22 protein-coding genes are annotated in these 19,331 nt (G+C 65.4%); 15 read left to right on the plus strand and 7 right to left on the minus strand.

The annotated features are described in order from the left end of the window. Positions 1-771 precede the first annotated feature (771 nt). Positions 772-1,512, plus strand: a complete 741-nt coding sequence (locus tag ACZK45_RS11245) for a DNA/RNA non-specific endonuclease (RefSeq protein WP_478444644.1) — start codon at positions 772-774, stop codon at positions 1,510-1,512. A gap of 104 nt (positions 1,513-1,616) precedes the next feature. Then, positions 1,617-2,312 carry an HAD family hydrolase gene (locus ACZK45_RS11250; RefSeq protein ID WP_478444645.1) on the plus strand — a complete coding sequence of 232 codons (696 nt, stop codon included), beginning with the start codon at positions 1,617-1,619 and terminating at the stop codon, positions 2,310-2,312. 7 nt (positions 2,313-2,319) lie between these two features. Here the strand turns inward: ACZK45_RS11250 and ACZK45_RS11255 are convergent, their stop codons facing one another. The 4 genes from ACZK45_RS11255 to ACZK45_RS11270 are packed head-to-tail and all read right to left on the minus strand — an operon-like array spanning position 2,320 to position 4,373. Next, a complete protein-coding gene (locus ACZK45_RS11255; RefSeq protein WP_478444646.1) occupies positions 2,320-2,550 on the minus strand; it encodes a hypothetical protein in 231 nt (76 codons plus the stop codon). Beyond that, on the minus strand, positions 2,547-2,972 hold the full coding sequence (locus ACZK45_RS11260) for a VOC family protein (RefSeq protein WP_071228312.1): 426 nt from the start codon (positions 2,970-2,972) through the stop codon (positions 2,547-2,549). The genes ACZK45_RS11255 and ACZK45_RS11260 overlap by 4 nt, the downstream gene beginning before the upstream one ends. A 10-nt stretch (positions 2,973-2,982) precedes the next feature. Continuing rightward, complete coding sequence (locus ACZK45_RS11265) at positions 2,983-3,450, minus strand: helix-turn-helix domain-containing protein (protein WP_478444647.1); 468 nt, start codon at positions 3,448-3,450, stop codon at positions 2,983-2,985. After that, positions 3,447-4,373 (minus strand): LysR substrate-binding domain-containing protein, encoded by a 927-nt coding sequence (locus ACZK45_RS11270; RefSeq protein ID WP_478444648.1) that lies wholly within the window; start codon positions 4,371-4,373, stop codon positions 3,447-3,449. Before ACZK45_RS11270 ends, ACZK45_RS11265 begins: the two co-directional genes overlap by 4 nt. Positions 4,374-4,464: 91 nt before the next feature. Here ACZK45_RS11270 and ACZK45_RS11275 point away from each other — a divergent pair, with 91 nt between their 5' ends. The 4 genes from ACZK45_RS11275 (at position 4,465) to ACZK45_RS11290 (ending at position 7,288) form a co-directional block, all read left to right on the plus strand. Next, positions 4,465-5,505, plus strand: coding sequence for a hypothetical protein (locus ACZK45_RS11275; RefSeq protein ID WP_478444649.1), 1,041 nt, complete (start codon positions 4,465-4,467; stop codon positions 5,503-5,505). After that, positions 5,502-6,383 carry a TolB family protein gene (locus ACZK45_RS11280; RefSeq protein ID WP_478444650.1) on the plus strand — a complete coding sequence of 294 codons (882 nt, stop codon included), beginning with the start codon at positions 5,502-5,504 and terminating at the stop codon, positions 6,381-6,383. The genes ACZK45_RS11275 and ACZK45_RS11280 overlap by 4 nt, the downstream gene beginning before the upstream one ends. Before the next feature lie 67 nt (positions 6,384-6,450). Next, a complete protein-coding gene (locus tag ACZK45_RS11285) occupies positions 6,451-6,987 on the plus strand; it encodes a GFA family protein (protein ID WP_478444651.1) in 537 nt (178 codons plus the stop codon). Next, positions 6,980-7,288: a DUF6958 family protein gene (locus ACZK45_RS11290; protein ID WP_329913425.1), complete on the plus strand. Its 309-nt coding sequence runs from the start codon at positions 6,980-6,982 to the stop codon at positions 7,286-7,288. The genes ACZK45_RS11285 and ACZK45_RS11290 overlap by 8 nt, the downstream gene beginning before the upstream one ends. Here the strand turns inward: ACZK45_RS11290 and ACZK45_RS11295 are convergent, their stop codons facing one another. Next, positions 7,289-8,644 carry a sigma-54 interaction domain-containing protein gene (locus ACZK45_RS11295; protein WP_478444652.1) on the minus strand — a complete coding sequence of 452 codons (1,356 nt, stop codon included), beginning with the start codon at positions 8,642-8,644 and terminating at the stop codon, positions 7,289-7,291. 396 nt (positions 8,645-9,040) lie between these two features. Between ACZK45_RS11295 and ACZK45_RS11300 the strand changes: the two genes are divergently transcribed. The 6 genes from ACZK45_RS11300 to ACZK45_RS11325 all read left to right on the plus strand — a co-directional run bounded on the left by ACZK45_RS11300 (position 9,041) and on the right by ACZK45_RS11325 (position 14,450). Next, positions 9,041-9,571: a hypothetical protein gene (locus ACZK45_RS11300; protein WP_478444653.1), complete on the plus strand. Its 531-nt coding sequence runs from the start codon at positions 9,041-9,043 to the stop codon at positions 9,569-9,571. Next, complete coding sequence (locus ACZK45_RS11305) at positions 9,568-10,185, plus strand: hypothetical protein (RefSeq protein WP_125894783.1); 618 nt, start codon at positions 9,568-9,570, stop codon at positions 10,183-10,185. Before ACZK45_RS11300 ends, ACZK45_RS11305 begins: the two co-directional genes overlap by 4 nt. 43 nt (positions 10,186-10,228) lie before the next feature. Next, positions 10,229-11,545, plus strand: coding sequence for an adhesin (locus ACZK45_RS11310; protein ID WP_125894785.1), 1,317 nt, complete (start codon positions 10,229-10,231; stop codon positions 11,543-11,545). A gap of 98 nt (positions 11,546-11,643) precedes the next feature. Further along, positions 11,644-12,348, plus strand: coding sequence for a C39 family peptidase (locus tag ACZK45_RS11315; protein ID WP_032127221.1), 705 nt, complete (start codon positions 11,644-11,646; stop codon positions 12,346-12,348). A gap of 13 nt (positions 12,349-12,361) precedes the next feature. Continuing rightward, the gene (locus ACZK45_RS11320; protein ID WP_478444654.1) at positions 12,362-13,111 is read left to right on the plus strand and encodes a hypothetical protein; all 750 of its coding nucleotides are present in this window, start codon (positions 12,362-12,364) and stop codon (positions 13,109-13,111) included. A 46-nt stretch (positions 13,112-13,157) separates the two neighbouring features. Continuing rightward, positions 13,158-14,450: a transporter gene (locus ACZK45_RS11325; RefSeq protein ID WP_478444655.1), complete on the plus strand. Its 1,293-nt coding sequence runs from the start codon at positions 13,158-13,160 to the stop codon at positions 14,448-14,450. Positions 14,451-14,511: 61 nt separating this feature from the next. Here ACZK45_RS11325 and ACZK45_RS11330 read toward each other — a convergent pair whose 3' ends face one another. Beyond that, a complete protein-coding gene (locus tag ACZK45_RS11330; protein ID WP_478444656.1) occupies positions 14,512-15,771 on the minus strand; it encodes a hypothetical protein in 1,260 nt (419 codons plus the stop codon). Between the two features lie 4 nt (positions 15,772-15,775). Beyond that, on the minus strand, positions 15,776-16,084 hold the full coding sequence (locus tag ACZK45_RS11335) for a Pepco domain-containing protein (protein WP_152906899.1): 309 nt from the start codon (positions 16,082-16,084) through the stop codon (positions 15,776-15,778). A gap of 251 nt (positions 16,085-16,335) precedes the next feature. Here ACZK45_RS11335 and ACZK45_RS11340 point away from each other — a divergent pair, with 251 nt between their 5' ends. The 3 genes from ACZK45_RS11340 to ACZK45_RS11350 are packed head-to-tail and all read left to right on the plus strand — an operon-like array spanning position 16,336 to position 19,102. Then, the gene (locus tag ACZK45_RS11340; RefSeq protein WP_478444657.1) at positions 16,336-17,475 is read left to right on the plus strand and encodes an SPFH domain-containing protein; all 1,140 of its coding nucleotides are present in this window, start codon (positions 16,336-16,338) and stop codon (positions 17,473-17,475) included. A 20-nt stretch (positions 17,476-17,495) separates the two neighbouring features. Next, entirely contained in the window at positions 17,496-18,848 is a 1,353-nt protein-coding gene (locus ACZK45_RS11345) for a membrane protein (protein ID WP_049461047.1), read from the plus strand. Next, a complete protein-coding gene (locus ACZK45_RS11350) occupies positions 18,845-19,102 on the plus strand; it encodes a hypothetical protein (RefSeq protein WP_032127215.1) in 258 nt (85 codons plus the stop codon). Before ACZK45_RS11345 ends, ACZK45_RS11350 begins: the two co-directional genes overlap by 4 nt. Positions 19,103-19,331: the final 229 nt, after the last annotated feature.

The following is a 19,331-nucleotide window of genomic DNA, read 5'->3' on the forward strand; positions in this document are numbered from 1 at the left end:
CCCGTGCTGTTGGGCCGAACTTCACGCAATGAAGGTGATTGGATATGTCAACGCGGCTCGTCGACCAACACGATGCGGATGAGTGCATTTGCACTCATGGACATTTGCGAAGATAGGGTTTCGCAGGTTGTCCAATGAGCGGATTCGCATCGTCGACAGAGGCTCAATGGAGCTCGACCCGACGATGTTATCGGCCGGATGGGACCGAGCACTCGGCCTGATGCCGCCCTTGGGTGAGAGACGCTGAAGGGGATCAGGCCAAAGCCACCCAAGATGGCGGCCACCGACGCTGCGTACGACGCGGCCTTCGAACTGCGCATATGTCCAAGCTCCTTCCCTGTATGCACCTGGCCCGCTTTGCGCGGCCCATCGGTGCTGGCAGCCCGACTTCCCCAGCCGCAGCTTAGCCTGACCACCTGAATAGAAATGCGACATCAATCCCAGATTGGTGATGGCTCAAATCCGGCGGGGGAAGGGGACAGCCTGCACGTTGCGAGGCGCGTCTGCAGTAGCATGCGCTCGTTTCAGTCTCCGCTTCCTGATCTGACACATCTCCAGTGCTTGCGGGCGGTCACAGCTTCGCCTTTTCGTCATTGACCGAAAGCCGACAGCTTGTGACGCTTACGACACCGCAGGGCCTGCACGGCCCCACCCATGCGGTCAGGCCCTACCGCAATCCGCAGCACCCGACTCCGCAACGTCTCCACATGACTTCGCCCCGGCCTGGTCGTGGCGGACGGCTGCGCCCTGAACTTCTGCTGGAGAACCGCAATGCGCCTTGCAACCTTCTTCTTCGCGTTTGTCCTCAGCGCCTTCGCCGGCGCTGCCCAGGCCCAGGTCGTCACCCTCAACAAGGGCGGCTTCGTGCTCACCTACGACTGCAGCATCCACAGCGCCACCCGCTACGAATACACCCTGACCGCAGACACCGGTTCGGCCGCGCGCCCGTCCAGCTTCTACAAAGACCCGGACCTGCCGGCCGGCTGCCTCGGCCAGAACAGCACCGCTGCGTATGCCAGCATCCGCAGCGGCTATGACCGCGGCCATCTGGTGACCTCCAACCACATGGACTACAACGCGACCTACATCCGTCGCGCCAACTACATGTCCAATATCGTTCCGCAGGTTTCCAGCTTCAATCAGGGCGTCTGGGTGAAGGCCGAAAACGTGGCCGAGTGCTACCGCGACATCGCGCCGGTGGATGTCTACGGCGGCGTGGTCTACGGCGACGCGTCCAACGATTACTTCCTTGCCAGCCACGGCATTCCGACCCCGGAGTTCTTCTGGAAGACGATCATCACCCGCGATCCGAACACCGGCACCGCCAAGGCGATCAGCTGGATCATCCCGAATGAAGCGAACCTGGGCAGCCTGGACAACTACCTGGTGACCATCGCCGACCTGGAGGAGCTGCTGGGCGCCAGCTATGTGGCGATCAACGCGCCCGCTTCGCTGAAGAACATGCTGCCGGCCACCACCTGGCCGCAGCCGGCGGGCTGTGATCTGGGCTGATCGGCCTGCCGGGAATGGATGGCACCCGCTCCGGGTGCCACGCAAGGATGGCTATGGGAAAATGGCGGGCAATTGCACCACCGCATTGCCCCTTGGAGCTGTAGATGTCCCGTTTCCCCTTCGATGCCGTGCTGTTCGACTGCGATGGCGTACTCGTTGATTCCGAGCCGCTGGTCGCCCGCGTGCTTTCGGAAATGCTGACCGCACGCGGCTGGCCGCTGACCCCGGCGCAGGCGGGTGAAGTCTTCCTCGGCCAGTCCGTGGCCCATCTGGCAGGGCTGATCGCAGAGCGCACCGGCAAGCCATTCACCGAGGAATGGCTGGAGGAGTTCCGCCGGCAGCGCAACCAGGCACTGGAACGTGACCTTGAAGCGATCCAGGGGGCACCCGAGGCCGTGCGCGCGATCGCTGCGGCCACCGGCGGGCGGATCGCCTGCGCTTCCGGTGCCGACCTGCACAAGGTGAAGCTGCAGCTGGGCAAGGTCGGCATCCTTGATGCCTTCGGGGCCCACGTGTTCAGCGGCCAGGACATGCCGCACACCAAGCCGCATCCGGATGTCTATCTGGCCGCCGCCGCTGCGCTGGGCGTGGACCCGAAGCGTTGCGCGGTGATCGAGGACACTGTTACCGGTGCAACGGCCGGTGTGGCCGCTGGCGCAACCGTGTTCGGCTTCAGTGAAGGCGGTCCGCACCACAGTACGCCGGAGGCCCTGCGTGCAGCGGGTGCACAGGTGATCTTCCAGCGCATGGAAGACCTACCCGCCCTGCTTGCCGCCCATGCGGTCGACGCGGTCGCCTGACCTTGCCTCAGCCCGCAGCGACGAATGCGGCGCTGCGGCGCCTTCCGGCGTAGTGCAGCGCGAACAGGTACAGGCCGGTGAACAGTTGCAGGAACAGCGGCGGCAGCGGCGAATAGGTGATCCACGCTGCAGGTTCGCCCTGCCCCAGCCCGCGAACGGCGAAGTTGGCGATCACCGCCAGGGTGAACACAATCGAGGTCCAACGGTGCACGGGCCGTGCCCAGCCACCGCGGCTCATTGCCGGCGCCTCGTCTCGGAGCGGGCTTCGATCATCTTCCAGCCATTGCCTGATGGATCGCGGAATCCGGCGTCCACGGCGCCATAGCGCTCGATCGGCTCCTGGGTGAATTCCACGCCCAGCGCCAGCCATTGCGTGTAGCGCGCCTGGCAGTCATCCACGGCCAGCACCAGCGGCGGCATTGCGCCCTTGGCCACCAGCTGCTGCAGCGAAAGCGCGGTGGCCGCATCGTGGGTGGGCGGGCCAGGCACGAACAGGCCCAGCTGGAAACCGTCCTGGCCCGGGCTGCGTACCGTCAGCCAGCGGTAGCTGCCGTTGCGTACATCGGTATGCACTTCGAAGCCGAGCTTGCCGACATAGAACGCGAGCGCCTCATCCTGGTCGCGCACATACAGGCCGACCGTGTTCACAGTGTTCGTCATGGGACCTCCCTCAGGTGGGGTCCACGTTAGCAACCGCCTCGCGGCGACGCTTCTCCAAAACTGCGATCTTCAGGTTCGGTCGCTGTGCGGCACGTGCGTGGCATTCCGGCACGCTGGCCGACGCCGCCTGGCCTGCACGCTCACGCTCACGCTCACGCACATTGCCCGGGCTGTCACCGGTGATGTCACGGAAGATGCGGCCAAAGGTGCCCAGGCTGCTCCACCCGGTCTGCAGGGCGATTTCGGTGACCGGCAGGTCGGTGTCACGCAACATCGCCACGGCCCGTTCGATGCGCCGGCTGAGAAGATACCGGTGCGGCGGCAGCCCGAATGCCTGCTTGAACGAGCGGGCGAAGTGCGCCGGCGACACCGCACTGACCTCGGCCAGGCGTGTGACTGGCCATTCCTCATGGCTGGCCCGGTCCATCCGGTCCTTGGCACGCAGCAGGCGTCGCAGCAGTTCGGGGCTCTGGTTCACGGCGTCACCGCTTGGGCCAGATGATGGCGTGCTGCGTGCCGTGCCTCGGCGGCCTGTTCGACCACCCAGTCACGGAATGCGATGACCTTGGCGCTCCCACTCCGCGCCGAGGGCGCCACGAACCAGAAGCTGCGACCGTCGCTGGCGACACCCGGATGCGCCTGCACCAGGCGCCCGCTCTCCAGCTCGGCCTGGAACAGGATCGGCGAGCCGATGGCGATGCCCTGCCCTGCGATCGCGGCACCGACATCCAGATGCTCGACGGCGAAGGGCGTGACCAGACTCCCTGGTGCCGGCGGTGGAAGGTGCCCGTGCGCGGCGAACCACAGGGCCCACCAATCCGGGCGACCGAGCAGGGGAATCTCCAGCGCGGTGCTGCCCAGCCCACGGGCCGCCGGCAGCAGCGCCGGCGCACACAACGGCATGAAAACGCTGGGGAACAAGGGCGTGGCCTGCAGCCCAGGCCACTCGCCATGCCCGTTGCGGATGGCGGCATCGAAGTGGCCGGCGGCCAGATCCTGCGGCTCTGCCGACAGGTCCAGTTCCAGCAGGAGCTGCCCATGGCGGGCGCGGAACGTACCCAGCCGCGGCGTCAACCAACTGGTGCCCAGCGTTGGCAGTACGGACAGGCGCAGTCGCGCCGCATCCATGCCAGCGGCGCGCATGAAGCTGGCGCGTAGTGCGTCGAATGCCCGGGTGGCTTCCTGCGCGACGCTGGCACCCACCACCGTCAGTTCCACGTGCTGTGCGTGCCGCAGGAACAGGCAGGTACCGGTCTGGGCCTCCAGCCGCCGCACGTGATAGCTCACCGATGCCGCAGTGGTGTCGAGCTCCTCGGCGGCACGCGCGAAGCTGCCCAGCCGCGCCGCCGCCTCGAAGGCGCGGATGGCGGCAAGCGATGGCAGCTGGCGTTGGGTGACCATAAGTGTGACTTAGCCTGAGCCCCGATATCTGCGTGGTCAATCCCCTTCGAACCCGCAACGATGGGGGCACCTTCGGTAGGGGATCACGCATATGGATCGACGGCAGTTCCTGGTCACCCTGGCCGCCACGGCCGCGTCCACCGCCCTGCCCTCCGGATGGGCCCTGGCCAGTCACAGCGAAGACTGGAAATGGTTGCAGGGCAACTGGCTGGTCCGGCACCAACGCCTGAAGGAGCGGCTGGTGGGCGATACCCGCTGGGAGTCCTTCACGGGCGCCAGCGCGGTCTGGCTCACCCTGGGCGGGCTCGGCACCATCGATGACAACGTCATGGCACTGCCTTCGGGTCCCTACAGGGGCCTGGGCGTGCGTGCCTTTGATCCGGTGTCTTCCACGTGGTCGATCTGGTGGATCGATGGCCGCAATCCTGCCCATATCGAAGCCCCCGTACGCGGCGGTTTCAAGGGCGATGCCGGCGACTTTCGCGGCACCGACCGGATCGACGGACGCCCCATCGACGTGTGGTTCCGGTGGCACGCCATCCACGGCGAGGAGCCGTGGTGGGAACAGGCATTCTCCGACGACGCCGGTGCGCACTGGGAGGTGAACTGGCGCAACTGGTTCCGCCGCACGGCTGCGGCCCCCTCGCCGCTTCCGAAGCTGCCGGATGCACCGGGCGATTTTGATTTTCTGGTGGGCCATTGGAACGTGCGCCATCGTCGCCTGCGCGCCCGACTGGCAGGCAGCGATGCGTGGGACGCGTTCAACGGCACCCTGCACAACTGGCCGGTACTGGGAGGATTCGGCAACGTAGGTGACAATCTGATGGACGTGCCAGGAGCGCCGCTGCGCGGCATGGGCATCCGCGCCTGGAATGCGGCTGAGCGGCACTGGCTGAGCTGGTGGCTGGATGGCCGGGAACCGACCCGGATCGGCGCGCCACTGCTCGGCCGTTTCGAGGCCGGTGTCGGTCGCTTCTTCGGCGAAGACCAGCACGACGGACGAGCAATCCAGACGCGGGTGATCTGGTCACGCATTACCCCGCGTTCGGCGCGCTGGGAACAGGCGGCCTCGACCGATGGCGGACGCAGCTGGGAAACCAACTGGGTCAGCGACTTCGAGCGGCAGGCATGAAGGCGCTGCTGGCCGTGATGCTGCTGGTGTCTGCGTCGCCTTGCGCGTCTCCATCCAGGGTGCTGCAGATCGTCGGCCCGGCCGAGCGCTTTGCTCCGGGCATTGCATCCACGCAGTACGACGAGATTCGACTGACCTTGAGCCCGGACGGAAAGACCGCACTGTGGTTCAGCCGCAACCGGCCCGGCGGTCCGGGCGGGTATGACATATGGGTTTCGCGCCACAACGGGCAGCGCTGGCGGCCGGCGACGCCGGTGCCGTTCAACACGCCGGGACGTGAGTTCGATCCCGCCTTTTCCGCCGATGGCCGCGTGGTGTATTTCTGTTCGGATCGCGCAGGCGGCCAGGGCGGCGACGATCTGTACCGGGTCAGCATGGGGAGCGACGGTCGATTCGGGGAGCCGGTCAATCTTGGCCCGGCAGTGAACAGCGCGGCCGATGAATTCGCGCCGATGCTCTCGCCCGACGCAGCCACGCTGCTGTTCTCCAGCGATCGCGCAGGCGGTGCGGGTGGCCATGACCTCTACGTCGCAGCGATGGTCCGTGGCATGGCGCAGCCGGCACGGCCGCTGCCGGGAGACCTCAATACCGCAGCGCAGGAGTTCGATGCCACCTTCCTGGGCGACGGCCGGACGCTGGTGTTTGCCCGCGCCCTGGACTTCGGCAGTGCACCGGTACGCCAGTTCATTGCCTACGAGCGTGGAGGCCGTTATGACGCGGGCCTTGCATTGCCCTCCCCCTTGAACGAGGCCTCCGGCGACAGCTACGGCGCGATGCTGGATGGCTCGCAACCCGACACCTTGACCTATTCGGCGCGGCGCGCGGACGGTGCAGGGTTGGACCTGTACCGCATCCGCTTTCGGATGATGCGCCCTTGAAGGCAGATGGTGTCGATTTTCGGCGCCCCGGTTCGTCGAGAGGATGAAACCCCAGGAGAAAACGCAGATGGCCTCACACCAGTCCCTTGCCTGCGCCTGCGGCCAGGTGCACCTGACCGCCACGGGCCAACCCATTGCCACCGTCGAATGCTGCTGCGACAGCTGCCGCAAGGCCGGCGCCATGCTGCAGTCGATGCCCCGAGCACCGGACGTCCTGGGCCCGCACGGCCAGACGCTCTTCGTAATGCACCGCAAGGATCGCGTCAGCATCGATGCCGGACATGCCATGCTGCGCGCGTTGCGCTTGTCCAGCAGGGGCGGCAGCCGCCGCGTCCTGGCGGGCTGCTGCAATACGCCGCTGTTCCTGGAGTTCAGTGGCGGCCATTGGCTGAGCCTGTATGGCCTGCTGTGGCCCGCATCGGCAAGACCCGCCGTGGAGATGCGGACGATGGTCAGTGATCTTCCTGATGCGTCTGTCCTTCCGGACGATGTGCCGAACCTGCAGACCCGGTCGCTGCGGTTCCATGCACGGTTGATGAAGGCGTGGATCGCCATGGGCTTCCGCAGCCCACGCATCGAAGTCGCTGGAGATAGCCATGTCTGAGCCCGAGCGGATCGAGATCGAGAGCATCACCACGCCCGGGCACATCCAGCGCGTGGATCGTGCCAAGTATCTCGCCATGCGCCATGCCTTGCTGCAGACCCTGCCTGCGCAACCGCCAGGGTTGACCGTTGCGCAGGCCAAGCAGGCGCTGCTGCCGCACCTGCCCACCGCCCTGTTCCCGGCAGGCGCCACCGCCGGCTGGTGGTTGAAGGCCGTGCAGCTGGACCTGGAAGCCAAGGGCGTGATCGAGCGCGTCACGGGCAAGCCGTTGCGCCTGTTCAAGCACCTGGCGGCCGGCTGATCAGCGCTGCGCAGGCAGCTCCAACCGGTGCTTGCGGCACAGGCGATACACCGTCACCCGCGAGATCTGCATCTGCCGCGCGCACTCGGAAACGTTGTAGCCGGTCTGGCGCAGGGTCTGCAGCAGCACATCGCGCTCGGCCTGCCCCCGCGCATCGTGCAGCATCGCCCCAGGCAGGACCGCCACCGATGCGCCCAGCTCCAGGTCACGCTCGCTGATCAGCTCGCCCTCGGCCATGATCGCTGCACGCTGCACACGGTTCAGCAGTTCGCGTACGTTGCCGGGCCATTCGAAACGCCGCATGGCCTGCAGTGCGGCCGGCGCAAAGCCGCGTGCACGCACGCTGTGGCGCTGCCGGAAACAGCGCAGGAAGTGTTCGGCCAGCAGCTGCACATCGGCACCGCGCTCACGCAATGGTGGCATGAGCAGGCGCAGCACGTTCAGACGGTAGTAGAGATCGCTGCGGAACCGGCCCTGCGCCACCGCGTGTTCCAGTTCCACGTGGGTGGCAGCCAGCACTCTCACATCCGCCCGCAACGGCTGGCTGCTGCCGACGCGCTCGAAGGTGCCTTCCTGCAGTACACGCAACAGGCTGGTCTGTGCCTCCGACGGCAGGTCACCGACTTCGTCCAGAAACACCGTGCCGCCGTGCGCGGATTCGAACACGCCGATCTGCCGCTTGTCGGCACCGGTGAACGAGCCACGTTCGTGGCCGAACAGCTCTGACTGCACCAGGTTGGCCGGAATCGCACCACAGTTCACCGCAATGAAAGGCCTGCCAGCACGCCCCGACAACGCATGCAGCGCATGTGCGGCCAGTTCCTTGCCTGTACCGGTTTCGCCGGTGACCAGCACCGGCAGCTCCACCGGCGCGAACTTGTGCAGCACCGTGCGCACCGCATGCAGCGCAGCGCTTTCGCCAATCAATGCGTGCGGTCCCTGCCTGCTGCAGGTTGCGTCGACAGGCGGATCATCCGCGTCGAACTGCTGGCGCATTGCGCAGACCAGATCCTGCAGGCCGAACGGCAGCGTGAAGCGGGCACGGCATCGCTGCAGCAACGGCAGCCAGGCCGCTGAAGCAGGTCCGGCACCCGGTGGCAGTACCGCCAGCCAGGGTAGATGCCGGTGCTGCTCGATCCACGGTACCAGCAGCTGCAGCGCGACCGCATCGAGGTGGCGCAGATCGAGCACGGCGAGCAAGCGATCGCGCCCGCGCAGGCCAATCGCCATGGCGGGATCGGGACGGATGCTGCGCACATACCAGCCTGCTGCCGCCAGCGCACTGCGCTCGTTCGCCAACGGCTCGCCAAACCAGAGCACGCAACGTGACGTTGAAGCCTCCGGGACCGCTGCCATGCTTCCCCCAGCATCCGGACACCGTCGGCGGACTGTCAGGCAATCACCGGCGTGCCGCCCCCCGCCGGGACCTCTACGGCCACCGGGGCGGCCTTTGTTGGGCGGATCCTAGCGCTTCCCTAAACGGCGGCGCAATGAGCAGTGCGTCAAGAAATTCCTGGCTGAAGCGGCACCGTTGCAGACCGCGACGCCACCTGTAACACGGATGCGACAGTCGCCCGCCGCCCTTGCCCTGCGGTGCCTGGGGCTTCGAAATCCCAACAATTCCACGACGTGCCTGTAACAGCGTGGCAGCAGCCCGGTCAGGTGCGGCACGGTGCCGACATTGGCCGGTGGGCACTTCGGAGTTGGCACGGTTGATGCGTGGTTCCGCCGCACCCATCGCGGGAGATCGGCATGGACGGCTCCACCCTGATTCGCGGCCTGGCCGCAGCACTGGCAGTGGCCCTGCTGTCGGTTGGCGCGGGCGCATCCGCATCCGGCGCCCGTCAAGGCGTGAAGGCACAACCGGGCGAGATCGTCCTGCTGCGGGATGTATCCGCGCGCCCGGCATATCGCATGGCACCGCTGGGCATGGCGCTGATTGCCGACCCGAAGCCGCAGCGCGAGATCGCCACCGCATTGGGTGCCGGCGGCACAACAACCGGCATGGACGAGTTGAGCGATGAGGACTATGCCGGCATGGGCGCCGGCCAGGCTGCGTCCATCGGGGCTCCGGGTGGCACCACCGTTGAACGGGTCACCCAGCAGGCCCTGGGCGGCACGCTGGGCCGCAGTGGCGACGGCATGGTCGGCAGCAATCTGGGGGGTGCCATGAGTGGGCCGCTCGGTGCGGTCGGCAGCAGCACCCGCGGTATCGCCGATACCGTGCGCGGCGCACTGGCCCAGTTCCCGCTGCAGGGCACGGCCCCGGCAGGTGGAAAATGAAGCCGCTGCACGGGTTGCTTCTGCTGCTCGCTGCCGCGCCCTGGGCGACCCGGGCCGATGACTACAGCGGCATGCTCGCCTATCTCGACGTGGCCCGCATCGACGGCCACGCACTTGCCGGAACAAATGGCGCCATCGCCGTGAACCAGGCCGCCGGCGACCTCAACGTGCAGGCCAACCTACGGGGTATCGCCAAGGGTGATCGCGCCGACGTCGCGATCAATGCGCGGCAACTGCAGCAGGGCAACCGCGTGCTGTCCGGGCCGCTGCAGGCCACTGCATTCATTGGCGGTGACGCACTGGCCGGTGCCAGTGGCATCGCATCCATCAACCAGGCCAGCGGCATCGCCAACACGACGCTCAACGTCGTCAGCGCGACGCTGGCCCGACAGGGCATACGCGAAACCGACGATACGGCCTTGGCCGCCGAGGGTTCCGCGTTGGCAGGGGGGCGGGACGACACCGGTCACGGCGTCGCGACGGGCACCCGCAGCGCAGGTGTAGCCAGCACCGCACTGCGGGGATTCGACGGGGTCCTGCAACTCAATCAGATCGCGGGCAACGGCAACGACACGGCCAACGTATTGGGCCTGGTCGTGCAGGACCGCCCGTGACAACCACCCAACCGATGCACCACCTGATGAGAGAGAGGGCACCATGAAAGCGACCGTCAAACAGACCATGCTCGCCATGGCGATTGCCACTGCCTCGACCGCCGCTGCGGCCAATGGCTGGGACAACCAGAACGCCAACGCGAACATCAATCACAACCACACCGTCAGCGAAACCCGTAACGACACGCACAACCACACCGACAACGACGTACGCAACCGCACCGTCAATGTCAATGTGCAGAAACACAGCAACATCCAGGCCGACGAACGCAAGGAAAAGAACAACCACGGCGTCGACGTGAACCTGGAGAAGGACCTGCGGCTGAGCACCGACATCAATTTCTCCGGTGACCCGAACATCACCGGCGACATCGACCTCGACTCGGCGGCCATTGCCGTGATCGACAACCGCCAGTCGATCAGCAACAACGTCACCAGCAACAGCCTGGTCACCAACAGTGCTTCCATCGGTGACAGCGTGGGTGCCGGCGCCTCGGGCAATCTCGGCTTCAACGTGGTGTCCGGCGACAACAACGCGCAGGACAATGCCGCGTCGCTGTCCGCTGCCGACGCGTCCTTCAGCTTCGGCATGGCCGACGCCGAGGTGTTCGTCAACCAGGCCGGCTTCGGCAACGCCACCATGAACTCCGGGGTCACCAACGCCGCAGGTCTCGGCGGCAACGCCTTCGGTGGTGCTTCGGGCAACATCGGCGTGAACATCGCCTCGGGCAACAACAACGAGCAGAAGAACGCGCTTGCGGCCTCGGTAGCGACCACCGCAGTGGCGCAGTCGAGCATCAGCTCCAACCAGGTCTCCACCGGCAACACGGTCAGCAATGCCGGCTTCGTGCAGTCCTACACGGATACCGTGCAGGTCGGCATGCGTGGCGGCGTCAGCGGCCTGACGCTGGCCTATGGCGCGGGCACCTACCGCGGTACCGGCAACGCCTACCAGATGGCCAACTACTACCTGGATACGTGGAGTGGCGAGCTGCCACACCCGGGTGGCAACAGCACCGGCCACATCGACCTGGACAACCAGATCCAGAACGCCACGATGAACCCCAACCGGCCGGGAGTGGGCGGCCTGGGCTTCGATACGCGTGAGAGTGGCACCAGCCAGTTCGTCGAACTGGGCGTGGCCGATCTGTACGCCAGCCTCAGCGGCACGGTCAGCACCACGCGCTGGGTGAACGTCAACGCCACCAACACCTCGGCGTTGTCCGGCAGTGCCTTCTCCGGCGCCTCCGGCAACATCGGCGTGAACGTTGCTGCGGGCACCGGCAACCTGCAGGCCAACAGCCTGGCCCTGGCCGTCGCCCAGCCCAGCACCGGCGGCGGTGGCGGCAGCGGCGAGTAAGCGCAACACCCCGGCCGTCCGCCAATGGCCGGGTCCCGGGAGCCCCTGTTCCTCCTCCCCCTTGGGACAGGGGCTCCCCCCTGCTGCCGGAGAACGTGATGATCCGTTGCCGCCTCTCGATGCGCCTGCTGGCGATGCTGTTGCTGCTGGGTACCGCCTCCGCGTGGGCGGGCGAGGTGCGCTTCAGCGGCGTATTGCCCAATGGCGCGTTGCTGCAGCAGAAGGTGGAGAGCATGCAGGAGCGGCGCTACCGCAACGTGGTGCGGCAGCACACCGATTACAGCTGCGGGGCCGCCGCGCTGGCCACCATCCTGCGCCACGCCTACCACCTTGATACCGACGAGGCGACGGTGATCGAGGGAATGATGGGGGTCTCCGATCCCGCTCTGGTAGCCGAGCGCGGCTTCTCGCTGCTCGACATCAAGCGCTACGTGGAATCGCTGGGCATGCGCGGTCGGGGCTACCGCATCGATGAAACACGACTGCGCACCCTTCGCGTGCCAGGACTGGTGTTGATGGACGTGCGCGGTTTCCGCCATTTCGTGGTGCTCAAGCAGGTGCGCAACGGCATCGTGGAAGTGGCCGACCCGATCCTGGGCAACCGCAGCCTGGCCCTTCCGGAGTTCTTGGCCGCCTGGCCATCGCGCGCGGTCTTCGTGGTGATCGGCAGCGACTTCGATCGCAACACCGCTCTTCTGCAACCCAGCGAACGGCCAAGCGCCCGCGCGCTCTACGCGCGGCAAGGGCCGATAACCGATGCCGAACTGGTCGACTTCGGCTTCAGCCACGCCGACCTGTTCTGAAGGAGGTTCGACCATGTTCTGCCAACCGATGATGATGGCTCTGCTGCTGGCCTTCCCTTCCCTGCCCCTGCAGGCGGCAGAGGGCGCTCCCGGTCGCGGCCTGAAGGAAATTCCGGACCCGGAACTGAGCCTGATGCGGGGGCGCTACACCGTGGGTGGCAACAACGTTGCCTGGTTCGGGGTCACCATGGTGTCGCAGTGGCAGGCCAGCAACGGCGCGACGCTGCAGGGCAGCCTCACCCTGGGCATGGACTTCCGTGGTGGTGGCGCGCCGAAGCTGAGTTTCCAGCCCAGCGTGCATGTCACGGCAGCCGATGCGCCGCTGCCCGATACCCACGGACGCAGCATCGACAGCAGCGGCCTGGCCAACGCCAGCGGCCTGGTGCAGAGCGTGCAGGTGGCCGGCGATGGCAATGTCGCGCGCAACGTCACCACGCTGACCGTCCGCGAGGGTGGCGTGCCAGCCGTTCTCTCTGATGGCGCAGGCAACGTCACCGCGCAGCAGGCCGGCGCCAGCGCGACCGCCGTGCTGGAAGGCAACCAGGCACGCCTGCTGCTGCAGGTGGATGGCCAGGGGCTGGTGCAGCAGTGGATCCGCAATGGCAGCGTCGGCCAGGGTATCGCCCTCGCCGGTGACGGCCAGATCGCCAGTAACCAGCTGCGGCTGGAGCTGGTGCGCAACGCCGTGGGCAGCAACCTGCCGTTGAGCCAGAACGTGGCCCAGGCGATTGCGTTGAACCGCGGCATGGGGCCAGGCCAGTAACAGGGCCTGGCATTGGGGGAAACGCTCCACAACGCAGGACACCAACATGCACACCCTGATGAGGATCACCCCGTTGGCGCTGGCGGCGCTGGCGGGCACCGCCCTTGCCGCACCGCCGACGTCCGACGATGGCGCTGACGTGCAGGCCCTGGCCAACCAGCTGGAACAGCTGAAGGCCAACTACGCACAGGAAGTGCGGCGGTTACGCGAACTGGACATGCAGGTCCAGGCCATGCAGGCGCGCTTGAGCGGGCGGGTTGGCCCGGTCACAGCCCCACCGGCCGCGCCATTGGCGCAGGCGGCCGCCGCCGCGGTCCCTCCGAGCAGCGAGGGCTACGCCAGTACCGCCGCCGAGGCGCAACAGGCCAAGCAGGAGTCGCGGCGCAGCGTGGACGACGTGAAGCAACAGCAATCGGCCCTGTTCTCCCGCCGCTTCACCATCGAGAACAGCCTCACCTACGCCCGCTACGACCGCAAGCAGCTCACCCTCAACGGCTTCCTCGCGCTGGACGCCATTTTCCTCGGCAATATCGCCATCGAGAACGTGGAGTCCGACTCGCTGACCTACAACGTGGCGGCCCGCTGGGGTGTCAGCCCGAACCTGACGCTCAACCTGGACGTGCCTTACCTGGCTCGGCGCACCGTATACCAGAAGGGCGGCGCCGGCGGAGCAGCGGCCGCCATTGCACAGGAAGAGACCAACGGCAACGGCCTGGGTGATATCGGGCTCAGTGCGAACTACCGGTTGTTCGGCGAACGCGGCTGGCGCCCTGAGACCGTGCTTACCGGCGGCGTCACCGCCCCCACCGGGCGCGCACCCTACGGCCTGGACTGGAAGGTGATCGAGCGCGATGACGACGACTACATCCGCTTCGCCGTGCCGCGCGAGCAACCCACTGGCAACGGCGTATGGCAGGCCAACCTGGGCCTGTCGATGGTGAAGACCGCCGACCCGGCCATCCTGTTTGCCAACATCGGCTACGTGCACTCCATCCCGCGCGGGTTCAACGACATCGACAGTAATCCGGACACGGTGAACCCGGGCGATGTGAAGCTGGGCGGCTCGGTGTACTTCGGCGCAGGCGTGGCCTTCGCATTCAACGAGCGGACCAGCCTGAGCCTGTCCTTCAGTGACCGCATCAGCGCACGCGCTTCCACCCGCTTCCAGGGCGGCAAGTGGATGAAGGTAATCGGCAGTGATGCCAATGCGGCATCACTTAACCTGGGCGTGACCTATGCGCTGAACCAGCACACCACGCTGGTGACGCTGCTGGGTATCGGGTTGACCCCGGATGCGCCGGACTTCACGTTGGCGTTCAAGATTCCGTACATGTTGTAGCTACTTGAACAACTCGTCCCAGCCAGTCATCGGCATGGCTGGGACGGCTGCACTGCCCTCATTATCGGTATCGACTGAATACACACTCCAGAAGTGTGTCCATCGCCTTTGAATAATTGCCCTGCAGACTATAGAGGAGCTTCATCCGGCGAAAGCGCCGTTTGATCTCTTCATCAGAGAATTCAGGCGATCCCGATCGGTTTGCGAGGAAGAACCCATCGATCACCGGACTCAGCACCGCCTCGACGAGCTTTACTGGATAGCCACGCCCAAGAATGGGCCTGATCTCTTCCCGGAATCGGGAGTAGTCAGGGACGTCTTCGAGCGAGCACTCATCAAGAAGTGCATGGATGTCGCATGCGAATGCATCGGCGTCGGCGGAGAACCGCACTTCGATGTCTGGCAACAGATCAGCAGCCCGGGCGAATGCACGATCGATCAGATCTGCAACCAATACGATCTGTTCGAACGTCGCTTCATCCTCACAGCAATCGCGCAGTGCCTGTCGCATCGCCCCAAGCCGATCTGGGAGAGCAGGATGAGAGCCCGCATCAGTCGCATGATCGCCCAAGCGTTCCAGCAAGGACCACGACTGTAGCGCGAACTCCGCAGCTGCATAGTTGAGCATGTGGAAATTCGGATCATCATCACGCGCCGAACTGGCGTGCATCGAGAGCTGCACCGCGATGTAGTCGCAAACAAGCTCCTCCTCCACGGGCCCGACGGCTTCTGGCCGCGCCTCTCGCAGCTTATCCTCAACGTCGCACATCACATGCGCGAGTTCATGTGCAACCAGAAAACGCTGAGCACGCATGGCGAGCTCGCTGGCATAGACGCGCTGATGCTTTGAGATTTCGTAGTCAGGGCCGAAACTACCCTCGCACTGCCACCAGACAATCTCGCCCAGGATGCGCGCTAACTCGTCGAGCTCAAGCCCCTTGGAAGGGTTGCTTTCAAGGCGAATGAGCGCACTGGAAAGAGGCCTTGCGACCCGATAGAGATACTCGGGGAGCGCTGATGTCATCACGATGCCGTAACTCCCGTCCTGGAACGTTTGGACGTATATGGCTGGGTTGTACTCGTAGATTTCCGCAGCTGAGATCCGACCATCGTCAAGGCGGCTGATGATGGACTCTGGAAGCAGGGGCCGCAGATCCTGAAGAACCATCTGCACCCGACAGGCGGCATCTGGCAAGCCAGTTGCCGCAGGTAGTTCCAGTTCCTCGGCAATCTCCGCGATCAGCTCCGGGCGCACTTTGCCTAGAGGATGATCCTGCTCCCGCTTCCGACGCTCGATGAAACTGCTGGCCTCAGTACTCATCTCATCAGCCCTTCCGCTTGAGCTTGAGCTTAAGCCCCGCCTGGGTCCCAGCAGAGAACTTCCCGAGCAACTCAACGCCGCCGCTTGCGGTTACGGCCAACGAAAGTTCGATTTCATCCACAACGACTGAAGTCGAGGCCAAAAAGCCGTCCTCCAGCATCTTCGAGAAATGTTCGGCCATCTTCCGGACACTATCATCCATTTCCATGGCACCTACTTCAACCACACGTGCCATGCCCGAACGCATCGACGCCAGGCCGTTTCTTACATTGCCTTCGGAAGGCTCTTCAACCAGAACGCGAATAACATCCATGAATCCCCCTGTTCGTCCGTTGATACTCTGAATTTCATATTGCCTCGCTCGAGGCAGGCTGATTATGTCCCGGTGGGGCGCCCTGACGCCAGATCAATCTACTGCCCGGACCTGCTGAGCCATTCGCGGCACAAGCGGTCGAAGGCAGAGACGGCATTCACCCACCGGCACCACAGCCGCCCCCGGCCACTGCTATATTCAGTCCAGCTCGGCAGGCATGGTGCCTGCCCTCGAATCACAGGGAGTTGGTCATGGGTCTGGTACAGGCGGTGAAGGGTGCGGTTGGCGGTGTGCTGGCCGACCAGTGGAAGGACTTCTACACCGTGCCGGCGGGCCTGCCGTCCACGGCGGCGCTGTTCGCGGCGGTGCCGCAGGGCACCAATGCCGGCCGCGGCTCCAACACCAGCGGCTCGTCCAACATCATCACCAACGGCTCGAAGATCATCGTGCCGGAGGGCTATGGCCTGCTGCTGTTCCAGGACGGCGCGATCACCGCGTTCGTCGCCGAACCGGGCGGCTACGAGTGGCGCTCTGACGATCTGAACTCGCAGTCGATCTTCGCCGGTGACGGCCTGGTCAGCACCTTCATCAAGCAGAGCTGGGAACGCTTCAAGTTCGGCGGCCAGCCCGGCTCGCAGCAGGCGGCCTACTTTGTCTCGCTGAAGGAACTGCCGGACAACCGCTTCGGCACCCAATCGGAAATCTACTGGGACGACGGCTTCCTCAATACCCAGGTCGGCGCGGTCACGCGTGGTTCGTACACGCTGAAGATCATCGACCCGATCCTGTTTGTGAAGAACTTCGTACCGGCCAGCTACCTGCAGCCGGGACAGGTGTTCGACTTCACCGATCTGGACAACGCCGCGGCCAGCCAGCTGTTCAATGAAGTGGTCGGTTCGCTGGCGCCGGCCTTCAGCCTGTATACCAACGACCCGAGCAAGGGCAACCGCATCACCAAGCTGCAGCAGGACTCGCTGGGCTTCGCGCAGAGCCTGTCGGCTGCGGTCGAACAGGGTTACCAGTGGAAGTCCGACCGTGGCCTGGCCATCGTCAAGACCGCTATCGTCTCGATTGAATACGACGCCAATACCCGCGAACTGCTGAAGACCGTGCAGCGCGCCGATGCGTTGTCCGGTTCGCGCGGCAATTCCAACCTGCAGGCCAGTGTCGCCCAGGGCATCCAGTCGGCCGGCGAGAACGGCGGCGCGGCCGGCCTGGTCGGCGTCGGCATGGCCTCGGGCATGTTCGGAGTGGGTGGCATGCAGCAGCCGGTCACTCCGGCCGCGGATGACCCGGTCGCCAAGCTGAAGAAGGCCAAGGAAATGCTGGACCTGGGCCTGATCACCCAGAGCGACTATGACGCCCTGAAAGCCAAGGCACTGGGCCTGTAACAGCAGGACGCACAACGAACATGTCCGATCCCCGAAACGGCCCACCGCCGCTGCCCGGATCCGCGCCCGCGACGCCGCCGCCCTTGCCGGCGGCGTCGTTGGATGGGCCCGGTTCGCCGCAGGACGTCCCTCCCCTGCCCGGCAGCTTCCCGCTGGACACCTCGAAGCTGCCACAGGCCATCCGCGATGAAGTGGAAGCGCCCGATCCTGTGGCCATCGATACTTCGGCCAGCGAGCTGAAGGACGGCCTCAACCGCTGCCCCAAATGCGGCGCCACCGACATCCGGCCCAAGGCCGGTACCGACATCCTCGTCTGCCTGTACTGCCGTCACGAATGGCATGGCGCACGCGTCGAGGAGGAGTTCGGGCTGGGCGAGGCCATCGACCAGCTGCGCGGCACCGTCATCGCCTCCGGCGCACGCGACATCGATGCCGACACCTCGGCGTTGATGACCTTCAAGTGCACGGGCTGTGGCGCAGAAGTCACGGTCAACACCGAAAGCACGATGACGGCGCGCTGCCACTGGTGCCGCCACGTCTTCGGCGTCAACGAGCAGATTGCCAATGGCGCGGTACCCGATGCGGTGCTGCCCTTCCACATCAAGAAGGACGATGCGGTCGCGCGCATCCGCCAGTTCGTCGACAAGCGCCGGATGTTCGCGCTGAAGGCGTTCAAGGACCAGTTCACCCCTGAAAACGTGGTGGGCGTGTTCCTGCCCTACATGATCGTCGACAGCAATGTCAGCGCTGCGGTGGCCGGCAAAGGCGAGATCAAGACCCGTGAGTACACGGTCGGCAGCGAGAAGAACAAGCGCACCCTCTACGACGCCGATGTCTACCAGGTCGAACGCCAGGTCGATTTCACCGTCGACGATCTTCCGCTGGAATCCTCGGCCGAGCGCGGCAACCTGGATACCCGCGCCAACACCAACAACATCATCAACACCATCCTGCCGTTCGATACCAAGAACGCGGTGAAATGGAACGCCTCCTACCTGGCCGGCTTCACTTCGGAGAAGCGCAACCTGGATGTGGAAAAGCTGCGGCCGCGGCTGGAAGACCAGCTGCTGTCGATTGCCCGCGCACAGGTGGAAGGCTCGGTGAAGCGCTACAACCGCGGCGTGCGCTGGGAGCAGGAACAGCTGGAGGTGCATGGCACCCGCTGGGTGTCGATGTACCTGCCGGTCTGGCTGTACTCGTACCATCAGCCTGGCAAGAACGGCGGCATGCTGCACTACATCGCGGTGAACGGCCGTACCGGCGAAACCATGGGCAGCGTGCCCGTGCAGCAATGGAAGATGCTGCTGGCGGCCCTTGCCACCGGCACCGTCATTGAAGCCCTCGCAATTGCCTTCCTGGTGGCATCGACATGAGCGACGACAGTGGCCTCTGGCTGTTGGCGGCAGGTCCGGCCGGCGCAACCGCGCTGTACTGGGCGTTGTACCGCTATTACCGCAACACCGACAAATCGCATTCCTTCGAGCACGAGACCGAGATCGAGGCGCAGCCCGTGACCGGTTCAGACCAGCAGGTGGGCCGGGTCACCGGCACCGAGGAAAAGCGCATACGCGGTGACAACGTGTACGAGTACCGGAAACGGGTGGCAAGGGTGAAACCCGACCAGTAGAGCCAGGCCATGCCTGGCTGATCGACAACGTCGCAACGACGACGGTGAACAGCTTCAGCCGGGCAGATGTGTACGCGCCTGCGACTGTGGCCTGCTTCGCAGATCAGCTCTGTTTGCCATGCCTATACTACCGCCGCTTCCACCCCTGCCATCGTTGCACCTGCCGGTGGAAGCGGCGGGGCTGGATGTCCCCGTCGGGCCGGCCGCCACGCTGCCGCCGGTCCTGCCA

This window comes from Stenotrophomonas sp. 63632_Sma, assembly GCF_056482875.1.